Origin of the sequence: Enterococcus sp. LX10, from assembly GCF_023539285.1 — a bacterium.
GTDB classification, from domain to species: Bacteria; Bacillota; Bacilli; order Lactobacillales; family Enterococcaceae; genus Enterococcus; species Enterococcus faecalis.
In genome coordinates, this window is record NZ_CP092784.1 from 2483115 (window position 1) to 2504107 (window position 20993).

Sequence of the window (20993 nt, forward strand, 5' to 3'; positions counted from 1 at the left end):
CTCTCAACTTGTCTTACACTTCTATTTTTGTCGATTTTGCCATGTTTCCAGCGTCATCCCACGATAAACATCTGTGACAATTTTCCCTTTACTAATTCGGGCATTGGGCAGTGTTCCTTCGTAGGTAAAACCAATTTTCTCCATGACACGACCAGAAGCTGGATTGTCTTGATCATGTAAAGCAAAGATTCTCATGAGTTTCATTTTTGCAAAACCCAGTTCAACTAACGCTGTCGCGGCTTCAGGCATGTAGCCTTTGCCCCAAAAGGCACGGTTCAAGACATAGCCTAATTCTCCAATATTATTGGTTTCATTGACCCGCAAATCAATCGTGCCAATCATTTTGCCCGTTTCTTTCACTTCAATCCCATATTTTCCTAAAGGTTCCCCCATAAAATATTTCGCAATACTGGCTCTTGTTTCTTCTTTGGTTTCATTTTTAGGAAACACAAAACGCGTCGTTTCTTCATCTGAAGCATATTCAAATAAATCATCTGTATCTGCTAATGTCACTGGTCGTAAATGCAATCGTTCCGTTTCCAATTGTTGGTTTTCTGCAAAAATCAATGGATAATTCATGAGCAAAACTCCCTACTTTTCTAAATACTTTACCGAAAAACAGCGAAACACGCAAGGAAAATCGGCATTTCCCTCGCGTGTTTCTTTAATTAGCGTTTAGGCGAATGATGGCAATGATTGTTTGAACAGCTTTGGCCATTGATTCAACGGTAATAAATTCATATTGCCCGTGAAAATTTTCGCCTCCTGTAAATAGATTAGGCGTGGGAATGCCCATGAAAGAAATCTTAGAACCATCTGTCCCGCCACGAAAAGGTGTGATAATTGGTTCAATGTCACAACTTTCCATTGCTTGGACGGCTAATTCCACAGGGGTCCAATCTTTTTCGATGATTTCCTTCATATTATAATATTGGTCTTGGAAAGTAATTGTTAGTCTGGGTTTATCCGCCAGCGCATTTAAACGTTGAACTTGTTTTTCCAAAAATTGCTTTCTCGCTTGAAAGTTTTCTTGATCATGATCCCGAATGATATAGACAAGTTCTGCTTTTTCAATACTTCCTGTAAATTTATTGAGTAAATAAAATCCTTCATTTCCACGTGTTTGTTCTGGTACTTCCTTTTGCGGCAGTGATTGATCAAGTTGTTCGCCTAATTTAATGGCATTTACTAACGAACCATAGGCCGTTCCCGGATGGACACTGGTTCCCTCAATTGTTATCACAGCTTGAGCAGCGTTAAACGTTTCATACTCGAAATGCCCCACGCGGCCACTGTCGATTGTATACGCAAAAGCGACTGGGAAGTTCGGCGCATCAAATTGATCGGCCCCGCGTCCAATCTCTTCATCTGGACCGAAAGCGAGCCAAACATCCCCCCGCGCTACTTCTGGATGTGCCAAAAAATACTCAACAGCAGCTAAAATCTCGACAATTCCCGCTTTGTCATCTGCTCCTAAAAGTGTGGTTCCGTCTGTAGTAATCAACGTTTCCCCTTGATACTCTTTTAAATTGGGAAATTCAGCAACCGATAAAACGATGCCTTGTTCTTGATTCAAGAGGACATCTTGGCCATCATAATTAGTGATGACTTGTGGACGGATGTTTTCTGCTGAAAAATCCGCCGTATCCAGATGTGCAATCAAGCCGATGCTCTTCGCTGCAGGTTGGTTACCAGGCAACCGTGCCGTTAAAAAACCGTTTTGTTCGTTATAATGCACATCGGCCAAACCTAATTCATGCAGTTCTGTTTCAATCATTCTTGCTAAAACCACTTGCCCGACCGTCGTCGGTGTGGTTTGACTGTTGGCATCTGAACGGGTGTTAACTTTCACGTAAGTTAAAAATCGTTCGACTAATTTTTCCATTTCTTACTCCTTCTTCCTGAATCATTCTGTTAAATAAGCATTGCGCAAGTGGAAATAATCCCCATACAAGTGATAACTAATGCCTTTCAATTTAGGATTGATTAGATAATTTGAGGCACTTTGATACAGCGGTACTTGGGCAGCATCTTGGTTCAACAAGATGTCTTCCGCTTCTTTGTATTCTGCAAACTGTTTCTCTGGATTATTGGCATTAATCGTTCGTGCATCTTCTACCAGTTGGTCGTATTTGGCATTATGATAATTGCCATAATTGTAACTTGATTCTCCTGCATATAAGTTAAAGTAAGAGTCTAATTCACTACTGCCGGCAATCCAACCTGAAAGAGACAACTCGTAATTTTTTTCACGTCGCGATTGGTTCACATTATTACTTGGTTGCGATGAAATGGTAATTTCTAAACCTGGCAGATTTTCTTGTAACTGACTTTGAACATATTCCGCAATTCGTTTTCCTTGATCTGTATCTGCCGCTAGCAAGGAAAGTTTCACTTTTTTACCGACATCCGCCTGGGCTTTCGTCCATTCAGCTTGAGCTTTTTTGATGTCATTTTTCAAATATTCGCCACTGTAAGCTCGGAAATCTTCATCTGTTTCTGGGTTCGCATAAAGTTTACTTGGAATCAATCCGTTGAGGGGTTTTGACCCATCGTTTAAGACACTTTGTGTTAAGGCTTCTTTATCAATTGCTTGGCCAATCGCTTTTCGTAAATGAACATTCGCTAATGGCGTTCCTTCTTTTTTGTTGAAATCTAAGAAGTAGTTGGCCACATCTGGATGACTGACATAGCCTGGATCCTCTTGATATTGTTGAACATATTGTCCGTTAATGCGAACTAAGTCTAGTTCATTCGCTTGATATAAGTTAATCCCAGTATTATCTTCTTTGATTGTACTAACCGCAACTTCTTCCAGTTTCACTTGATCCGCATCATAGTATTCTGGATTTTTTTTCAATGTCCAAGTATCTGAAGTCGCATCCCAATTGGCTAGCGTAAATGGCCCGCTATAAAGTAAATGTTCACTATCCAAGGCGTAATCTTTACCTTGCGCTTCGACAAATTTTTGATTTTGTGGCGCTAACCAAGCAATCGAAACGACTGCTAAGAAGGAAGGTTGGGCCTGTTTTAATTCAACAATGAATTCTTTGTCATTAGGGGCTGAAATCCCTAATTCATCGACTGACTTTTCACCGTTGCGTATTTCAAAACTATTTTTAACACTATCTAGTAAATAGGCATTCGGTCCAATCGTCGCTGGTGTCACCAGTTTTTTCCAAGAATAAACAAAATCTTGGGCCGTGATTGGCTCGCCGTTGCTCCACTTAATCCCCTCCCGCAAGGTAAAGTGGTACTTGCGCCCATCGTCACTAATCTTGACATCTTTAGCTAGAGCTGGCACCGTGGCACTATCATCATCAAACCGATACAGGCCTTCAAATAAATGTTGTGCCATTGTAAAGGTATTTTTATCTGTTGTTTGTGTTGTATCCAATGTTGAGATTGGTGCAGGTGAACTAATACTGATTTTTTGTTCAGCTGCTAAATTTCCCGAATCTACTTTCTCTGCTGCTTCTTTGGTTCCGCCACATGCGGCTAAAAGAAACCCTGTTGCAATCAAACCTACTACTTTTTTCCCCAATTTCATGTTGTTGCCCCCTCATATTTTTTAAACAAATAAAAAAAGCATTCGTCCTAAAAAGGACGAATGCTTATGCAATCGCGGTACCACCTTTGTTGATCTCTTCGCTAAAAAAGATCCGCTCGTTTCCAGTACAATCATACTGTAGCGCTATAACAGGCGCACCTGAATTGGTTTAAGCGAACGGCTTCAACCAACCTGTTCAAAGGCCATTTTCCTCTTTAACGTCACTACCTCTTCTCACCAAACGAGGCTCTCTGCAAGCTATTTTAAAAAGTACTTTCCTTCTCATCACATTTTGTTCTTTTATTTGTTTCATCAATCATACTGATTTACGGATAGTTTAGCAAACATTTTCGAGGCCGTCAACCACATTTTTAATTTAAAACTTTTTTGTTTTTCATCAAAAAAAGAAAAGAGGTTTCAATTCCTCTTTTCTAAAACAATTTTACTCTAATCCTTTTTTAACATCTTCTATCATCAAATGCATTGATTCTAATCCACCACCACTTAGATACCAAACATCTGGTTGAAGCATAATGACTTTATCATTTTTACCAGCATCGGTTTTTTGAATCAATTCGTTTGCAGCGACGTTATCTTTTGAATCGTCGCCACCAATTGCTTTGGTACGATCTACCACAAAGAGAATCCCAGGATTTTTTTCTAAAACATATTCGTAAGAAACACTTTGCCCATGAGTGGAAGCTTCAATCTTATCGTCTGCTGCTTTGAAGCCAAATGTATCATGAATTAAACCGAAACGAGAGCCTTTTCCGTAAGCGGAAAGTTGTCCTTCGTTAACTAACACAACAAGCGCATTATTCGCGCTAGCTTCTGCTTGTTTTTTCACGTCAGCAATTTCTTTTTCTAAGCCGGTTATTTTTTCTTTGGCTACCTCTTCTTTACCAAAAATAGTGCCTAATGTTTCAATATTTTGTTTCGTTGATGCCCAAGGATTTTTGGCATCTACAGCTAAGTAAATGGTTGGCGCAATGGCTTTTAATTGTTCTTGATAATCTTGTTGACGACCAGAGATAATAATTAAGTCTGGTTTTAGTTGATTGATTTTTTCTAAATCTGGTTCTTTAATACCGCCTGCTGATTCAACTTTTTGGTATTTTTCCAAATACGCAGGGATATTTTTGGTTGGCGCACCTACCACGCGGTCACCAACACCTAGTGCATCCATTGTATCCAAGGAACCATTATCAAAAACAACGACTTTCTTAGGATTTTTGGGAACGGTTAATTGACCATTGGTGTCTTTGACTGTGACTTCCGTTTTAGCTGCTGTTTCTGTTGTTGCAGAATCTGCTGTTTTTTTATTTGTTTGACAAGCACTTAACATTAACAGTCCCATCATTGAAACTGCCATCATTGCTAAAAATTTCTTTTTCATTCTTTTCCTCCAAAAACGTTATTTTTAAATTGCTCGATTTAGTGATAAAGACAAAAGCGTTTTCCTTCAATTTCACAAATCCGGATATTCATTTCATAAAGATCATTTAAAATACTTGTTTGAATAACTTCCTCTGTTGCGCCATGCGCATAGAGCTTTCCGCCTTTCATGGCGACAATTTCATCTGCATAGCTTGCGGCAAAATTAATATCATGTAGAACAATCAGAATTGTTTTTCCTAGTTCATCCACTAAGCGTTTAAGAATCTGCATCATTTGAACCGCATAATTCATGTCGAGGTTATTTAAGGGCTCATCCAATAAAATATAATCGGTATCTTGGGCTAAAATCATGGCAATATACGCCCGTTGTAATTGGCCCCCAGAAAGGGTATCAATGTATTCTTCTGCCATTTCAGTTAAGCCCAATTGTTCCAGTGCTTCTGTTACTTTTTCATGGTCAGCGCTTTTTAAGCGACCTTTGGAATAAGGAAAGCGGCCAAAATTGACCAGTTCTCGCACAGTTAATTTAAGTTGTACACCGTTGGCTTGTTTTAAAAGGGCAATTTTTTGTGAAAAAGCCGATTGCTTCCAGGTTTTTACTTCTTGCTTGTCCAGATAAATTTCCCCGGTATCTTTGGGAATTAAGCGACTCATCATGGCTAGCAGCGTGCTTTTCCCAGCGCCATTCGGCCCAATAAAGGCCGTTAATTTGCCTTCAGAAATAGGTAAATCAATGTCTGAAACGACAAATTTATCGCCATATTTTTTTGATACATCACTCATCTGGATCATGTGCGTTGCTTCCTTTCTGCAATAATTTTCCATATAAAATAAACGCCCCCAACAAATTGAATCACCACACTGAGCGGGGTATTCAAATGAAAGACCTGTTCAACCATCAATTGACCAAACACCAGTAAAAAGACTGCTATTAAACTCCCTGCCACAAACAGTTCTCGGTGGCGATAGGTTTTCATGAATTGATAACTCATATTGGCCACGATAAAACCTAAAAATGTAATCGGTCCCACTAATGCTGTTGATAAGCCGACCAGACTACTGATCAAACACAACAACACTAATTGAAACTGATTCACAGCAATCCCCAAATTCTGGGCTTGATGGTTCCCTAAATGTAAAACGTCTAAACGGTAACTTTCCCGCCAAAGTATCCCACAAATCATGAGTACCGCCACACCAACGAAAACGAGATACTGACTATTGACGTTACCGAAACTGGCAAACAACTTTCCTTGGAGTAAGTCGTATTCGTTAGGATCCATAATCACTTGTAAAAACGTACTGATACTACTGAAAAAAGTACCTAAAATCATGCCAATCATCAATAATAAAAATAAATCGGATTGATTTTTGCGTAATAGAAAATACGATAAACTAGTACTTAAAAACACCATTAAAAAGACGTTCATCAAAAACGAGCCAAGACTTACTTGACCTAACGCTTGTGCGCCTCCTAAAAGAAAAAATAACACCGTCTGCACAAAGACATACAAGGAATCCATCCCTAAAATGTTTGGCGTTAGGAAATGATTTTGCGTGACTGTTTGAAAACTAATGGTTGAAAAAGCCGCAGCGATTCCGACAAAAATAAAAGCCAATAACTTTTTGCCTCGTAACGCCAAAGCAAAGGACCAATTGCCATACGTGTTATAAGTTAAATAACAAAGACTCACAATTACTACGGCAGCTAAAAGCAAAAGTAATGAAAGCCATTTTTTTAAAGGCCGTTTCATCGTTTGCGCCCCCTTAGTAATAATAAAATGAACAAAATGCTCCCTAATGTTCCGACAACCACGCTGACAGGAATTTCATAAGGGGCAATCAATACTCGTGCTAAAATATCACAGATTAACAAGAACAAACTCCCACAACTCCCAGTTAACCACAAGGTATTTTTCATATGATCGCCATAACGTAAAGACACGAGATTGGGAATCACAACCCCTAAAAACGGAATATTCCCCACCATCAATAAAACGATGGCACTTGCTAAAGCAACCAGCGTCAAACCTAAAAACTGAATTCGCTGGTAATGGACGCCAAGACTATTTGCAAATGCTTCACCCATACCAACGACAGTGAAATGATAAGCAAATAAATAAATAACAAACCACAAAGGAATCATTAAAAATAACCATTCATAATTCCCTTTCATAACTGTGGAAAAATTTCCTTGTAACCAAGCAGACATATTTTGAACCAATTGGTATTGATAGGCAAAAAATGTGGCAATTGAGCCTAGAATGTTACCAAACATCACGCCCACCAAAGGGACCATCACTTGATTCTTACTTGGTAATAATCGAATGAGCGCTAAGAATAATAAGGTCCCGCTTAGCGCAAAAATAAAAGCAATTGCCGTTCGATAGAGAAACGGAGCTGTTGGGAAAAATAACATTGCAACTAAAATACCCAACCTTGCACTATCGGTTGTTCCAGCGACACTAGGAGCGACAAATTTATTTTGTGTGAGTTGCTGCATAATCAATCCAGAAATACTCATCGTACTACCAGCAATGATTAAACTCAACGTGCGGGGAACACGGGTGGTAAATAAAACAAATTGTTGCTGCGCATCTAATTGAAACAACTGAGAAAGTGCAATGTCCTTCACCCCTATCACTAATGACAATAAGCTGAAAAGTAATAGTAGAACAAACAAACCAATCTTTTTCATGAGAAAACTCCATTTTTATTTAATTGAGAATGATTCTCATTCTTAATTACAGTGTATGAGAAAACCATCACAAATGCAACCACTTTTTTTCCTTTCTTAAAAACTTCTTCTCAAGCCGACTGACCAACGACTTATCTAAGATATGCTATAATGGAGGGAAACGTTAGGAAAGGAGTGTTACTGAATGGCGAATGATGACTTACAACAACGTCTGGATAAAGGAATGTACGGTACGCCCCTCGTCAATCCTGAAGAACAACACAAATACATGGGCACATTTCGTGAACGCTGCCGTCTCTCCATGACCGTCGCTGAAATGAAAGATGCACAGAACCAACAACATTTATTAGAAGAATTAGCGAAGCATCCTGAAGTTACAGTACTTTTAAACGGCGAAATCTCTTCTGACCTGCAAAGTACCTATATTAAATTATTAAATCAGCATGGCGCAACCTTTAAGATTGTTAACAATTTTGTGGAGAACAACCCTGACTCTCTCGGCTTACTGTTAGCTGAAAAACATGCAGTCGATGAACCTGTGATTGACGTTACAGAAAAATATCCTCAAGCAACCGAAACGCCAAAAGAAGAGCCAAAAGCTAAAAAAGGCTTCTGGCAAAAACTATTTCACTCATAAAAAAGCTCGAGGAAAGTTACGAGTCATTGAATTGTTTAAACATAAGTTATGAGCGCTTCCATTTATAATAGAATTGTGCTATTATAAAGATGAAAAAGAGAGGTATGCGGGTACATACCTCTCCTTTATACCAGCGCCAGTTATAAGAACTGGTGGCTTACTGAGTTAAATTTTTGTTACTATTTAACCGTTCGGCCTGTCAAGCTTATGAACGGTTATTTTTTATTGTTTTTCGTTGCTTCAAGGATACCGAAAATCAGTAACGCAACAAACGCTAATCAGCTGAACAAAAGCAACACTACGCGTTGCTTCGATCTCAACAACTTCTAAGAGCTAAAGCTCTAAGAGTTGAAGGTCCTTCGGAAATAAGCCGAAATTGTTGAGAATCACGAAGAACGTAGTGATTCGATGATGAATAATACCTACTTGGTCTCCAAAAATTGAAGAACTATTTTCGGAAATTCCTTCTTATTGCTGAGAAACACTATTTGCAAAGCAAATAGATGTTAAACAGTACCTACTTGGTTCTCGGAGCTAAACGCTTTCGCCTTAGCCTCAGAGCAAAACTAATCATCAATTCCAATGCCGCTTCGATTGACAAAAAAATGCTCCTTTCGTTAAAGTACATCGGATACACATAGGCATCACCTGCCTCTCTAACTCAGAGCCACCGTCATACAACTTTCATTGGTAATAGCTTTAGTATAACCTATTGGGTGCACCAAGAAAACGTTTTTATAAAAAATACCGCCAAAAAATCTATTATGAATTTTTTGGCGGTATTCTTTTTTTATTGAACCACTTCTGGGTATAAAAGTTTTAAAACGTCCATTGTTAAACGGCGTCCTTTTCCAGCGTAAGGATACACATGCATGTGCATGGCTGGATTAAAGTTTGCTTCAATAATCCCGTACGTTAAGCTATCACGTGTGCCTTTTACGTCTTTGTCAGGAATGATTAAATCAATGCCACAAATTTTGGCTCCTAAAGCAGCTACGGCCTCAATGGCGATTTGTTTATAACTATCATCAATGACATCGGTCATATCAATCGAATCCCCGCCCGTGCTAACATTAGAATTTTCTCGCAAGTACACGATTTGCTCTTTTTCTGGCACAGAATAGATAGTTAAACCTTGTTCTTTCAACATTAGTTTTTCTAAATCATTTAACTGGATTAATTCTAGTGGTGCACGGTGATTGGTTCCCCGCAATGGATCACTATTTTTAGCGGCCACCAATTCTTCTACAGTATGTTTGCCATCTCCGGTAACATTGGCTGGCACGCGCAACATGATGGCTTTTACATCATTATCTAACACAAAGAACCGATATTCTGTTCCAGGTAAAAATTCTTCAATTAAAACCGCTGTGTCCTCTTTAAAAGCAATCCGTAACGCTTCCGTAAAGTCTTCCAACGAAGCGCCTTCTTTAAAAATGGTAATTCCTAAACCGTAATTCGTTGATTTTGGTTTCACGACAAACGCTTTATTGGCATAGCGCAAATGTGCTTCTTGTGCCTCAATAAAAGATGAAAATTCTTCACCGCCAGGCACATGGAAACCTGCTGCAGACAAAATTTTCTTTGTCACGGTTTTGTTTTCCATAATCAATGGTACCACGTAGTTATCTTTGCTAGTCATGTTGGCATTTTTGACGTATTCAATGTGCTCGCCATGTTGCAGTTTCAAAAATTGCTCTTGTTCATCTAAAATTTCGATTTCCAGACCTTTTTGAATCGCATCAAATAAGAAAATTTGTGTGGATAATTCCATCTCACGGAAACCAGCTAATTGATAAGGGCGTTCAAAGGCCATACTTTGATATTGGTTTCCAAAAATATTACCCAATTCACTGTTGGAGTTTTCTTGAATAATCGTCCACATTTTGCCAGAAACGGTGTCTTGTGGATTCCGCAGTTGTTGATAATACTTACCGACAACTTCTTTGCCTTTGCGAATGCCTAGAGCATCTAACATATCAATCATTTCTGAAAAAATCCGATCGCCTTCTGCAATTAACTTAATCGTTTCATGAGGATGACCAAGAGCCACTTGTTCATTAAAAATATCCCCAGTTTTCACCCATTCATCCGCTTCTTCTTTTTCATCTGTCCACAATAAATACAACATGAAATAATGTAAGAAATCCACGGTATCTTCCACAATGCCTAAACGTGAAAAAGGATTTAAGTCTAAATTACGCAACTCGATATAGCGAATACCTGTTTTAGGCAGATCAGACATTTGTTTCCCGCCACGTAAGCGCACAGGCGCATAAAATTCTTTTTCTTCAGAAAGTAAACCATTTTCCACCATGCGATGAATATCTTCTAAATAGCGTTCCAATGAAGCATACGATACTTTCACATTGTCATGATTTCTGTAGCCATACGTACTATTCCGAATACTGCGAATGGGTTCTTGCGGTTGGTCGTCGTAGACCCTAAAGTAGCCGTCTTCACTAACTGGCGAAGCCCCAAAAAGATACGTAATTAACCAACGATAACGTAAAAAGTTACGGGCAACTTTCATGTACACTTTCGTTTTAAATTGTTTGCAATCTGTCACTTCGGATTGTTCATCATATAATTGCTGAATCAGGGCTTGGTCATATTCAAAATTAAAATGAATTCCGCTGACCATTTGTTTTCGTTTGCCATACTCTTTTGCCAAATAACGACGATATAACACTGCATCATATTGATCTAATTTAGCAATTTTAATCTCTTCATCTTTTGTTGGTAATTGTGGGGGCATACTTAATGGCCACAGCATTTCATCTTCTGGAATCGAACGACGAGCCACATCGTGAATGGCATCTAAAAAACGAAGCATTTCTGTGCCGCTATTTGCTACAGGCGTGATTAGTTCTAATTGTGTTTCACTAAAATCTGTTTGAATATATGGATGATAAGAACGGTTACCAAAAACCGTGGGATGATCAGTTGTCGCTAAAAGCCCTTCTCGTGTACTACGTTGGTTTTCTTTTTCTAAACCAAAACGAGCCATCAATACGTAAGGACGAACATTTTTCTTTTGCATTAATTCTCTATAATTCATCTTGTCGCCTTTCTTTCTACAAACTATCTGTTTCTCTTACTATTATATAGGAAAACGAGTAAATATGCTGTTTTTTTGAACGTTCGCTTGGGAATTTTCGAGACACTTTTAGAGAGCGCCTTTTTCCGTTATACTGAAAACAACTAGTTTATAGAAAGTGGGGATTGCTCATGAAAAATCGTGCATTACTTTTAATTGACTTTCAAAAAGGCATCGAAAGTCCGACGCAGCAATTGTACCGTCTACCAGCAGTGTTGGATAAAGTCAATCAGCGTATTGCTGTCTACCGCCAACACCATGCGCCCATTATTTTTGTTCAACATGAAGAAACTGAACTACCTTTTGGCTCAGACTCTTGGCAACTTTTTGAAAAACTGGATGCACAACCTACAGATTTTTTCATCCGCAAAACACATGCGAATGCCTTTTACCAAACAAATTTAAATGATTTATTGACGGAACAAGCCATTCAAACGTTAGAAATTGCTGGTGTCCAAACCGAGTTTTGTGTGGACACTACAATTCGGATGGCTCATGGTTTAGGCTATACGTGTTTGATGACACCGAAAACCACTTCCACCTTGGATAATGGGCATTTAACCGCGGCACAAATTATCCAACATCATGAAGCTATTTGGGCTGGCCGCTTTTTGACTTTTTTGCCTTCAATAAATTGAGAGCTTTTCCAAAAAATTGTTTGTTCACTATGTTTTCTTGTCGTATTTCATGTTAGTATAAGGAAAAAGTGTTCAGTTGATTAGTTGAAGATTTAGAGTGTGGGACATAAGTCGATTAGGCTTGTCTCTCATGTTCTGTCTTTTTTTATGTCATCATTCACTAAACTAATAAATAATTGGAGGTATTTTATGAACAAATTTTTTACAGCCCAACGTTTAAAAGACACCGCCTATGTAACAGTCGGTGCATTCATTTTGGCCATTTCAATCAATGCGGTCTTATTGCCAAATAAACTTGTGGCAGGCGGAGCCAATGGCATTAGTATTGTTATTAATTATGTTTTCGGGATTAGTCCCGCCATTGTTCTTTACGCCATCAATATTCCTCTTTTAGTGCTTTGTTTCTTACTTCTTGGGAAAGAGGTCGGTGTCAAAACCATTTATGGCAGTCTTATTTATCCATTTTTTGTAGGAATTACTTCAGGGATGCCTGTTTTAACACATAATATTTTTCTAGCAGCATTATTTGGCGGTATTATTACAGGTGCTGGCCTAGGCTTGGTTTTCCGTGGCAATGCCTCAACTGGTGGTACAGCAATCATTTCACAAATTGTCAATAAATACTTCAAAGTTTCCTTAGGTATTGCTATTTTATTCGTCGATGGTTTAGTCATTTTATCAGCAATGTACGCTTTTAATGCAGATATTGTGTTATTCTCTTTAATTTGTTTATTTACAATTGGTCGTGTCGTTGACATGATTCAAGTTGGTCTGGTTCGCTCGAAGAATGTGATGATTATTTCACCAAAATATGTCGCTATTCAAGAACGCTTATTACGTGAACTAGATAAAGGTGTGACCTTGGTGCCAATCGAAGGCGGTTATCGAAGCGCGAAAGGCATGCTCTTAATGACCGTCATTCGTGAAAAAGATTTTCCCCGCTTAAAAGAAGCCATTCTTGAGATTGATGAAGAAGCCTTTTTGATTTCAATGAGTGCAAGTGAAGTTTACGGAAAAGGATTTAGCTTGAAAAAAGTAGCTGATTCTTATGGTGTTGAAGCTACTAATGCCAATAATTTACAATAGTTTTTTGTAGGAGAAGAGCCGCAAAATCTGTAGAAATTTTGCGGCTCTTTTTACATCTTCATCCAGACAGGTTCTAAGCTATTGCCATCCAAATCTTGCACTTCTAAGCCATACATTTGCTCTTCTGGTATTCCCATATCAACTCGGTAACAGTTGCCTCCGTTAGCTTTGGCGATTTCGCCAAACTGTTTTACGGCTTCGGCACTCTCTAAACTAAAGGAAATTAATGCTCCACTGGTTGTTTTCGCATCAATAATTTGCTTTTCTTGGATAAATTTTCCATAAAAGTCATGGTTCAACAACATAATCCAAAATTGATCATCCCACATCATCGAACTAGCTTCCTCTGTTGAAAATTCCTCGTTCTTTTTGAATCCAAGTTTTTCATAAAATGCTGTAGAACGTTGGACATCCGCTACTGGGAAGTTAACAAAAACCATTGTGCCCATGTGATTCATCCCTTTCTTTTAATCATCTACGACAGCTAAGTGTGCGTTGCGACAAAATCAACAAGCTTGTTTGATTTATACTAGCATATTCATAAAAGAAATGTTACTAAAACGTTTTCTTAAGGTAATTCTCGATAAGCCAAGTGCTGAATGATTTCACTATGTTGTGGATAATCGTTTAACAATTCCGCTTGAGTAAATAACTCGAAGTCTTCAAACTCAAAGCCTGGTGTAACCACACAACTGACTAACGCAAATCCTGTCGCTACTGTAGAGCCAAAGATTGTGCCGGCAGGAACTGAGAACGAAAGCTGTTGTCCTTGAACTAAGTCTTTCCCTAACTGAACAGCTTGATACGTTCCATCAGGAAAAATACAGTGAACGGTTAACGGCTGACCATCGTGAAAAAACCATAATTCATCCGCTTTTAAACGATGAAAATGTGACGGACTTTCTGTATTTAATAGAAACAAAATCGCTGTATGCAACGCCCGTTCGCCTCGTTTGGTCGGAATCAATTGTTCACTTTTATTGGTTTGTTTAAAATAACCGCCCTCAGGATGCGCTTCTAATCCTAACTTCTCAATCCACATTTGTTCTGTCATCTTCTCCCTCACTCCTTCATTTTTTTCAGAAACAATTTAGGAAGAACTTAGAACATCCGTCCTAATCCTAAAATAAACGGCGGGACAGGAGGTCGGGACAGAACCGTTTAGCTCCGAGAAATAAGAAGAAATTTCCGAAAATTGCTCTTTAATTTTTGGAGAATTTCGACTTATTTCCGAAGGAGTTGGTTCTGTTCCCGCCGTTTATCAGGTTTTGAGCCTGGGACAAAAATCCAAAGTGATTTTTGTCCCAGGCTCCTGTCCCACGTTCTTCCCAAACCTGTTTATTTTCTACAACTAAACATCTTTTAATAAGCCTTTAAATAAGCCCATTGCGAAATCGTTGGCATTGAATGGTTCTAAATCGTTAATGCCTTCACCTAGACCAACTAATTTCACTGGCAAGTGTAATTCATTCCGAATAGCAATGACAATACCACCTTTGGCTGTTCCGTCTAGTTTGGTTAAAACTAAGCCAGTGACATCGGTTGTTTCTTTGAACTGTTTAGCTTGTGTCATCGCATTTTGACCAGTAGTTGCGTCCACGACTAAGAGAACTTCGTGAGGCGCATCTGGAATTTCTCGTTGGATGACTCGTTTGATTTTTTCTAATTCCTTCATTAAGTTGACTTTATTTTGTAAACGACCTGCTGTATCCACTAGCAAAACATCGGCCTGTTCTGCTTTGGCACGTTCCACTGCATCGAAAACGACCGCTGCTGGGTCGCCGCCAGCATTCCCACGCACAACTTCAACGCCAGCCCGTTCGCCCCAAACAACTAATTGATCGATGGCGCCCGCTCGGAACGTATCGGCAGCTGCCATTAAAACTTTCTTTCCTTCCAACTTGTATTGATGGGCTAATTTACCAATGCTGGTTGTTTTACCCACTCCATTAACACCGACAAATAAAATCACGGTTAAGCCATTTGGCTGTAAGTTAATCGCGTTATTTTCATTAATTCCTGCTTCTTCATACAAATCAACCATTTTTTCAATGATGGTATTTTGAACTTGAGCTGGTTTTTTCACGTTTCGCAGTTTCACTTCTTGTCGCAAGGCTTCTGTAATTTTTAAGGATGTATCAAAGCCTACGTCTGCACCAATCAACGTTTCTTCTAATTCTTCAAAGAAATCTTCATCGACGCTCCGGAAATTAGCAAACAATTCGTTCAACCGTTGACCAAATGTTTTACGTGTTTTTTCCAAGCCTTTTTCATATTTTTCTTGGACTTGCTCTTCTTTCGACTCTTCAATTTCTTCTGAAACCTGCGTGTCTGTTGGTTCTGCCAACGGAGTCACGACACTACTTTCTTCCTCAGGCACTTCCACAACAACTTCTTGTGTTTCCTCTGTCAAGATTTCTTCTGGCTCTTCTTCTAATGCTTCTTCTACATCAGCTAATTTTTCCATTTCAGCGTTATCTGTTAAATCGGCTGTTTCTGCAACTTCTTCCGCTGCCGTTTCTGGCGTTGTTTGCGCCTCTTCTGCTGCGGTTTCTTTTGATTCAGCAGGCGCTGATTCATCACTTGGTGTTTCGTCTACTGTTTCTTCAACAATCTCTTGTTTTTCTTCTTCCTTTTTTTCAGCGGAAAAAGCTTTTTTAATTTTATCAAAAAATCCCATTCTTATTGGCCTCCTTCCAACGGCGTTAAAATATATTTTTCGACCGCTTTGGCAACGCCATCTTGGTCATTCGTGTCTGTAACGACATCTGCGGCTTCTTTAACTAATGGAATCGCATTTGCCATGGCGACACCTAAGCCAGCGTATTCAATCATCGGTAAATCATTTTCTTCGTCCCCTAGGGTCATGATTTCTTCTGCACGGATTCCTAAATCTTTGGCTAACAAGGAAATACCATAGGCTTTCGTAATCCCTTTTGGCATAAATTCTAATAAGTTATTTCGCGTTTTAATAATTTCAAAACGCTCATAAAAAGAGGCTGGAATTTCCTTGATGCGTTCATTTAAATACGCTTCATCAATCGCAACAACAACTTTATTATAAATTCGATTCGGGGTTAACTCTTCTAATTTGTAGGACTCAAAGGTTAATAATTTGTTTAGAGAACTATAAATTGAAGGATAATTTGGGGCAGAAGGCAGTTGCATCACGACCTCATCGGATAAGACATCAAACGGCATATTGAGTGTGGTTGCTAATTGGTACAGCTCATGAATCGCTTCCAAGGGCATCAATGTTTTCTCAATAATGGCCCCTGTATCATTTTTTTGAACCAACCCGCCGTTAAAAGTAATGCTATAATCGCCTTCATCTTGTAAACCTAATTCTTCTAAGTAAGGACCAATAGCTGCCAAAGGTCGACCTGTGCAGATAACAACTTTCACGCCTGCTTGTTTCGCAGCCATCAGTGCTTGTTTATTCCGTAAAGAAATCTCTTTTTGGCTATTTAATAATGTTCCATCTAAATCAATAGCAACTAATTTTATCAAACGTTCGCTCCTCCTTGCTTCTGGCTAATTGCTTTTTTCAATTGCGCCACCTTCTTTGACCTCTTCCAAGCGAACTGAAACGATTTTTGAAACCCCAGATTCTTGCATAGTCACGCCATATAAAACATCTGCGGCTTCCATTGTCCCTTTACGATGTGTCACCACGATAAACTGTGTACCATCTTCAAATTCGCTTAAATAATGGCCAAAACGAGCAACGTTGGCTTCATCTAAAGCTGCTTCTACTTCATCTAAAATACAGAACGGAACGGGTCGAACACGAATAATTGAAAAGAGTAACGCAATCGCTGTTAATGCCCGTTCGCCTCCAGACAACAAGCTTAAATGTTGTAATTTTTTCCCTGGTGGTTGCGCCTCAATCTCAATCCCTGTATTCAAGAGATCCTCTGGGTTAGTTAGCACCAGTTCTGCCCGGCCGCCACCAAACATATTAGGAAATACCACTTTAAACTGGCCACGAATTGCTTCAAAGACTTCTTTAAACCGTTCTTTCACTTCTTGGTCCATTTCATCCATGGTTTCAAATAATTGTTCTTTCGCATTTAATAAATCATCTCGTTGACTGACTAAAAATTGATGGCGTTCATCGACTTGTTCAAATTGCTCGATGGCGCTTAAGTTAACAGGTCCTAACCGCTCAATTTCTTGTTTTAGGCGTTTCACTGTTTGCTGCGCTTGCGCTAAATCATCGATTGGGAAATACGCTTCATAGGCAGCTTCAAAGGTTAAGCTGTATTCTTCCTGTAAGTAACTTAACGAGCTATCTAATTGCATTTCTGCACGATTTTTTAGGACTTCAATTTGTGTTTTATCTGCTAAATACTGTTGTTGGCGTTTGTTTTCTTCCGCTAATTTTGTATCTAACTCGTCTACTTCTTCTTGCAACGCTTGTCGTTGACTGCGTGCCGTTTGTAAAGACGTTTGCAACGCTGTTTGTTTCTCCGCTAATTGCGCGACTTGTGCCGCTAAGCCTTCTTCGGTTAACTGGTGATCGCTAGAATGGCTACTTAGTTGTTGTAGCTGTTGACGGATGGCCGTTTCTCGAATCAACAATTCGTCCAATTGTTCTTGTTTGTCTTGCTTTTGACGAGCAAAATGGGCACATTGTTCCGCCGCTACTGCTTGTTCTGCTTGAACTGTCGTCAAGCGTTCTTGCGCTTGGGTTTTAAAGGTTTCCATTTGGCTAGCTTCTTGTTCCACTTGTTTCATTTCAGCATCTAAACGTTCTTTCGTTGCCATTAAGTTTGCTTGTTGCTCTGTCAATGTGGCTTTTTTCGTTTGATATTCGGTTAAGAATTGATGCAATTCCCGTGATTCATATTCAAACAGACGTTTTTCTTTTGTTAAACGAGTAATCGTTTCTGTTTGATTGGCTAATTTATTGTCAATTTCTTGTTGTTTTAAGCGATTTTGTTCACCAGCAGAGCGCAACATTTCTGCACGTTCCGTGGCTGTTTTCACTTCTTGCGAGAGCGCTTGGACTTCTTGTTCCACACTTCTTAGTTGTGTCTCTAATTGAGTCATTTGTTCAGTAATTGTTTGAAGTTCTTGCGCTTGTGAAAATAGGCTTCCTTGGTTGCCACGTTTATTGGCTCCCCCAGTCATCGAACCGCCAGGATTCATCACATCGCCTTCCAATGAGACAACGCGATATTGGTAATTGACTAATTTTGCTAACTGGTTGGCACTCGTTAAATCTGCCGCTAAAATCGTGACGCCTAAGAGATTTTGAATAACGGTTTGTACTTGTTCTGGATAACGAACTAATTCACTGGCAATCCCCACGAAGCCCGGTGCACCAGCCAAACGATTCTGAACCATCGCCGATACAGAGCGCGGCTTAATGGTAGTCAATGGTAAAAAGGTTGCCCGGCCACTGTGTTGTTGTTTTAGGAAGGTAATGCCTGCTCGACCATCTTTCTCATTTTCCACAACAATATGTTGCGCCGCACCACCTAGGGCCGTTTCAATCGCCAACGTATATTCTTTAGGCACTTCAATTAACTCAGCCACTGCGCCAACAATCCCAGTTAATTGGTTTTTGTGACGCAATACAGCTTTCACACCTTGATAGAAGCCAGCGTAATTTTCTTGAATTTCTTGCAAACTTTTTTGGCGTGCCTTCGCTTGTTGCACTTGATTCATCGCTTGGTACATATCGTTTTGACGCCGTGCTAATCGTTCACGTTTGGCTTCAAGCGTTGCTTTCAACGCGGTGTATTCTTCCAGTTGTTCTTGTAAGCCTTGTTTTGCGACTTTTTGCTCTTTTTCTAGCGTTTCTTTCATTGCGAGAGCTTCAACCATCTGTTCTTCTAGCGCTTCGTGTTTTGCTAGCGATTGTTGATTTTTAGCTGTTTCTTGTTGATATTGTCGTTCTAAATATTTTAAGTCATTGGCTGTATTGGCTTGTTCTTGCATGACTTCCACATACTGACTGCGCAATTCCTCCATCAATTCTTTAGAAGACTTACTATATTTTTCCACATCTTTCGTTGCCAAAGCCAATGCTTCTTTTAACGTCTGACGTTGTACCGTTTTTTCTGCGATTGCTGTTTCCAGCGTCTGCAATTCTTCTCGATAACGAACAATTTTTTCGGCTGTTTCTGCCAATGTCTCTTCGTATTCGCTTGCCGTTTGGGAGGTGTGTTTGGAACGTTCAATTAAAACATTTTTTTGTCCTTCTGCTTGTTTCAACGCTTCTGTCACTTGTAATAATTGTTGTTGTTCCGTTTCAATTTGTTCATCTAAACGATTGCGCTTGCTGCGTAAACGTACCAATTTGCCTTCTAGGTCATGGACTTGCTTACTTGCGTCAGCTAACTTTTCTTCAATGGCTGTTAATTCTTGCGTTTTCGTTTCCCAAATAGCTTTTGCTTCTTGAATTTCGGTCACAGTTAAATTGACATCAATTTCGGTAAGTTCTTCTTTCAAAGCTAAATACTTTTTAGCCGTATCTGCTTGGGCGGCTAGAGGAACTAATTGGTCTTCCAACTCGTAAATGATATCTTGGACACGGCTTAAGTTGTCCTCGGTTTCGAAAAGCTTTTGTTCAGCCTTTTTCTTTCGTTGTTTGTATTTTAAAACGCCCGCTGCTTCTTCAAAAATCCCTCGACGGTCTTCAGGTTTACTATTAAAAATCGCTTCAACTTTCCCTTGTGAAATAATTGAAAAAGATTCTTTGCCTAACCCTGAATCCATAAATAAATCTTGAATGTCTTTTAAACGGCACGCTTGTTTATTAATAAAAAAGTCACTTTCGCCCGTTCGTTTTAAACGACGGGTGACACTAATCTCACTATAATCCAATGCTAAATAATGGTCGCTGTTGTCTAACGTCACGGTAACTTCCGCAATATTTAGCGGCTTACGACCTTCCGAACCGGCAAAGATAATGTCGTTCATTTTGCCACCGCGAAGGTTTTTCGCAGATTGTTCACCTAATACCCAGCGAACGGCTTCCGTGATATTACTTTTCCCACTTCCATTCGGACCAACCACTGCTGTCACATCATCTTCAAATTCAATAATGGTTTTATCTGCAAATGATTTAAATCCTGTAATTTCAATTCGTTTTAAATACACGAATATTGCTCCTTCCAGCCTTACTGAGGAATACTTTTCAGTGCCCGCTCAGCGGCATCCTGTTCAGCTAACTTCTTCGATTTTCCTTGGCCTAACCCAATGAGTTCACCATTCATGTAAACTTCAGTGAAAAAGGTGCGGTCATGAGCAGGGCCTTCTTCTTTAATTAAGCGATATTCAATTGAAACATCGCCTTTGCGTTGTAAAACTTCTTGTAATTGTGTTTTGTGATCCATCTCATGTGAAAAAGCACCGGCATCAATTTTCGGAAAAATAACGTCTTCAATAAATTTCTTGGCTGCGCCAACTTTTTGGTCTAAGTAGAGGGCACCTAAGAAGGCTTCAAATAAGTCACATAATAATGATGCACGTGTTCGTCCGCCCGATGCTTCTTCTCCTTTACCTAATAAAATGTAGTTGTCGAAGTGACATTCTTTCGCAAATTTGGCTAAACTATCTTCCCGAACGATGGCTGCGCGCATCTTCGTTAATTTCCCTTCTGGAAGTTCTGGGAATTTTAAATACAAATATTGTGAAACAATTAATTCTAAAACTGCATCTCCTAAAAATTCAAGACGTTCATTATCGGATAATTTTAAATAGCGATGCTCATTCACATAGGATGAATGAGTAAAAGCTTGCTCTAATAGATTGACATCATGGAAAACAATGCCGTAACGTTCTTTTAACTCTGTTGTTAACTGATTGTCCATTCTCCACATTCCTTTACATTTATTTACACCTTGTTTCATTATACTTTTTTTTTCACTTTT

The 20993-nt window shown here is 39.2% G+C and carries 17 protein-coding genes, 1 pseudogene and 1 other annotated feature; of the genes and pseudogenes, 3 read left to right on the forward strand and 15 right to left on the reverse strand.

What is annotated here, in order from left to right; genetic code table 11:
• Positions 1-21 precede the first annotated feature (21 nt).
• The 7 genes from MKZ30_RS11705 to fitA form a co-directional block, all read right to left on the reverse strand.
• Complete coding sequence (locus tag MKZ30_RS11705) at positions 22-579, reverse strand: GNAT family N-acetyltransferase (protein WP_002419597.1); 558 nt, start codon at positions 577-579, stop codon at positions 22-24.
• Between the two features lie 85 nt (positions 580-664).
• Positions 665-1885, reverse strand: a complete 1221-nt coding sequence (gene pepT, locus MKZ30_RS11710; protein WP_010816819.1) for a peptidase T — start codon at positions 1883-1885, stop codon at positions 665-667.
• A 21-nt stretch (positions 1886-1906) separates the two neighbouring features.
• Complete coding sequence (locus tag MKZ30_RS11715) at positions 1907-3550, reverse strand: peptide ABC transporter substrate-binding protein (protein WP_002383260.1); 1644 nt, start codon at positions 3548-3550, stop codon at positions 1907-1909.
• A 49-nt stretch (positions 3551-3599) separates the two neighbouring features.
• Positions 3600-3845: a binding site (T-box leader), on the reverse strand.
• 147 nt (positions 3846-3992) lie between these two features.
• Entirely contained in the window at positions 3993-4946 is a 954-nt protein-coding gene (gene fitD / locus MKZ30_RS11720; protein WP_002419600.1) for an iron chelate ABC transporter substrate-binding protein FitD, read from the reverse strand.
• Between the two features lie 38 nt (positions 4947-4984).
• On the reverse strand, positions 4985-5740 hold the full coding sequence (fitC, locus tag MKZ30_RS11725; protein ID WP_002354962.1) for an iron chelate ABC transporter ATP-binding protein FitD: 756 nt from the start codon (positions 5738-5740) through the stop codon (positions 4985-4987).
• Positions 5737-6702, reverse strand: coding sequence for an iron chelate uptake ABC transporter family permease subunit FitB (gene fitB, locus MKZ30_RS11730; protein WP_002371665.1), 966 nt, complete (start codon positions 6700-6702; stop codon positions 5737-5739). The genes fitC and fitB overlap by 4 nt, the downstream gene beginning before the upstream one ends.
• Positions 6699-7646 carry an iron chelate ABC transporter permease FitA gene (fitA, locus tag MKZ30_RS11735; RefSeq protein WP_010816821.1) on the reverse strand — a complete coding sequence of 316 codons (948 nt, stop codon included), beginning with the start codon at positions 7644-7646 and terminating at the stop codon, positions 6699-6701. Before fitA ends, fitB begins: the two co-directional genes overlap by 4 nt.
• A gap of 184 nt (positions 7647-7830) precedes the next feature.
• On the opposite strand from fitA, the gene MKZ30_RS11740 reads away from it, so the two are divergent.
• Positions 7831-8283: a YueI family protein gene (locus tag MKZ30_RS11740; protein WP_002383256.1), complete on the forward strand. Its 453-nt coding sequence runs from the start codon at positions 7831-7833 to the stop codon at positions 8281-8283.
• Positions 8284-8842: 559 nt separating this feature from the next.
• On the opposite strand, the pseudogene MKZ30_RS13370 reads toward MKZ30_RS11740, so the two are convergent.
• Positions 8843-8911 (reverse strand): annotated as a pseudogene (locus tag MKZ30_RS13370) (putative holin-like toxin); the annotation flags it as partial.
• A 162-nt stretch (positions 8912-9073) separates the two neighbouring features.
• A complete protein-coding gene (gene gshAB / locus MKZ30_RS11745) occupies positions 9074-11344 on the reverse strand; it encodes a bifunctional glutamate--cysteine ligase/glutathione synthetase (RefSeq protein WP_002368430.1) in 2271 nt (756 codons plus the stop codon).
• A 170-nt stretch (positions 11345-11514) separates the two neighbouring features.
• Between gshAB and MKZ30_RS11750 the strand changes: the two genes are divergently transcribed.
• Both MKZ30_RS11750 and MKZ30_RS11755 read left to right on the forward strand, forming a co-directional pair.
• Positions 11515-12021, forward strand: coding sequence for a cysteine hydrolase family protein (locus tag MKZ30_RS11750; protein WP_033601324.1), 507 nt, complete (start codon positions 11515-11517; stop codon positions 12019-12021).
• A 189-nt stretch (positions 12022-12210) separates the two neighbouring features.
• On the forward strand, positions 12211-13107 hold the full coding sequence (locus MKZ30_RS11755; RefSeq protein ID WP_002365354.1) for a YitT family protein: 897 nt from the start codon (positions 12211-12213) through the stop codon (positions 13105-13107).
• A 50-nt stretch (positions 13108-13157) separates the two neighbouring features.
• Here MKZ30_RS11755 and MKZ30_RS11760 read toward each other — a convergent pair whose 3' ends face one another.
• From MKZ30_RS11760 to rnc, 6 genes are all read right to left on the reverse strand, one after another.
• Positions 13158-13556 (reverse strand): VOC family protein, encoded by a 399-nt coding sequence (locus MKZ30_RS11760; protein WP_010816824.1) that lies wholly within the window; start codon positions 13554-13556, stop codon positions 13158-13160.
• A 119-nt stretch (positions 13557-13675) separates the two neighbouring features.
• Entirely contained in the window at positions 13676-14161 is a 486-nt protein-coding gene (locus MKZ30_RS11765) for a cupin domain-containing protein (protein WP_002381091.1), read from the reverse strand.
• Between the two features lie 297 nt (positions 14162-14458).
• Positions 14459-15787, reverse strand: coding sequence for a signal recognition particle-docking protein FtsY (gene ftsY / locus MKZ30_RS11770; protein ID WP_016633571.1), 1329 nt, complete (start codon positions 15785-15787; stop codon positions 14459-14461).
• A 2-nt stretch (positions 15788-15789) separates the two neighbouring features.
• Positions 15790-16617 (reverse strand): Cof-type HAD-IIB family hydrolase, encoded by an 828-nt coding sequence (locus tag MKZ30_RS11775; RefSeq protein WP_002359053.1) that lies wholly within the window; start codon positions 16615-16617, stop codon positions 15790-15792.
• Between the two features lie 24 nt (positions 16618-16641).
• Positions 16642-20220, reverse strand: coding sequence for a chromosome segregation protein SMC (smc, locus tag MKZ30_RS11780; protein WP_033600678.1), 3579 nt, complete (start codon positions 20218-20220; stop codon positions 16642-16644).
• Positions 20221-20240: 20 nt separating this feature from the next.
• The gene (gene rnc / locus MKZ30_RS11785) at positions 20241-20933 is read right to left on the reverse strand and encodes a ribonuclease III (RefSeq protein ID WP_002354946.1); all 693 of its coding nucleotides are present in this window, start codon (positions 20931-20933) and stop codon (positions 20241-20243) included.
• Positions 20934-20993: the final 60 nt, after the last annotated feature.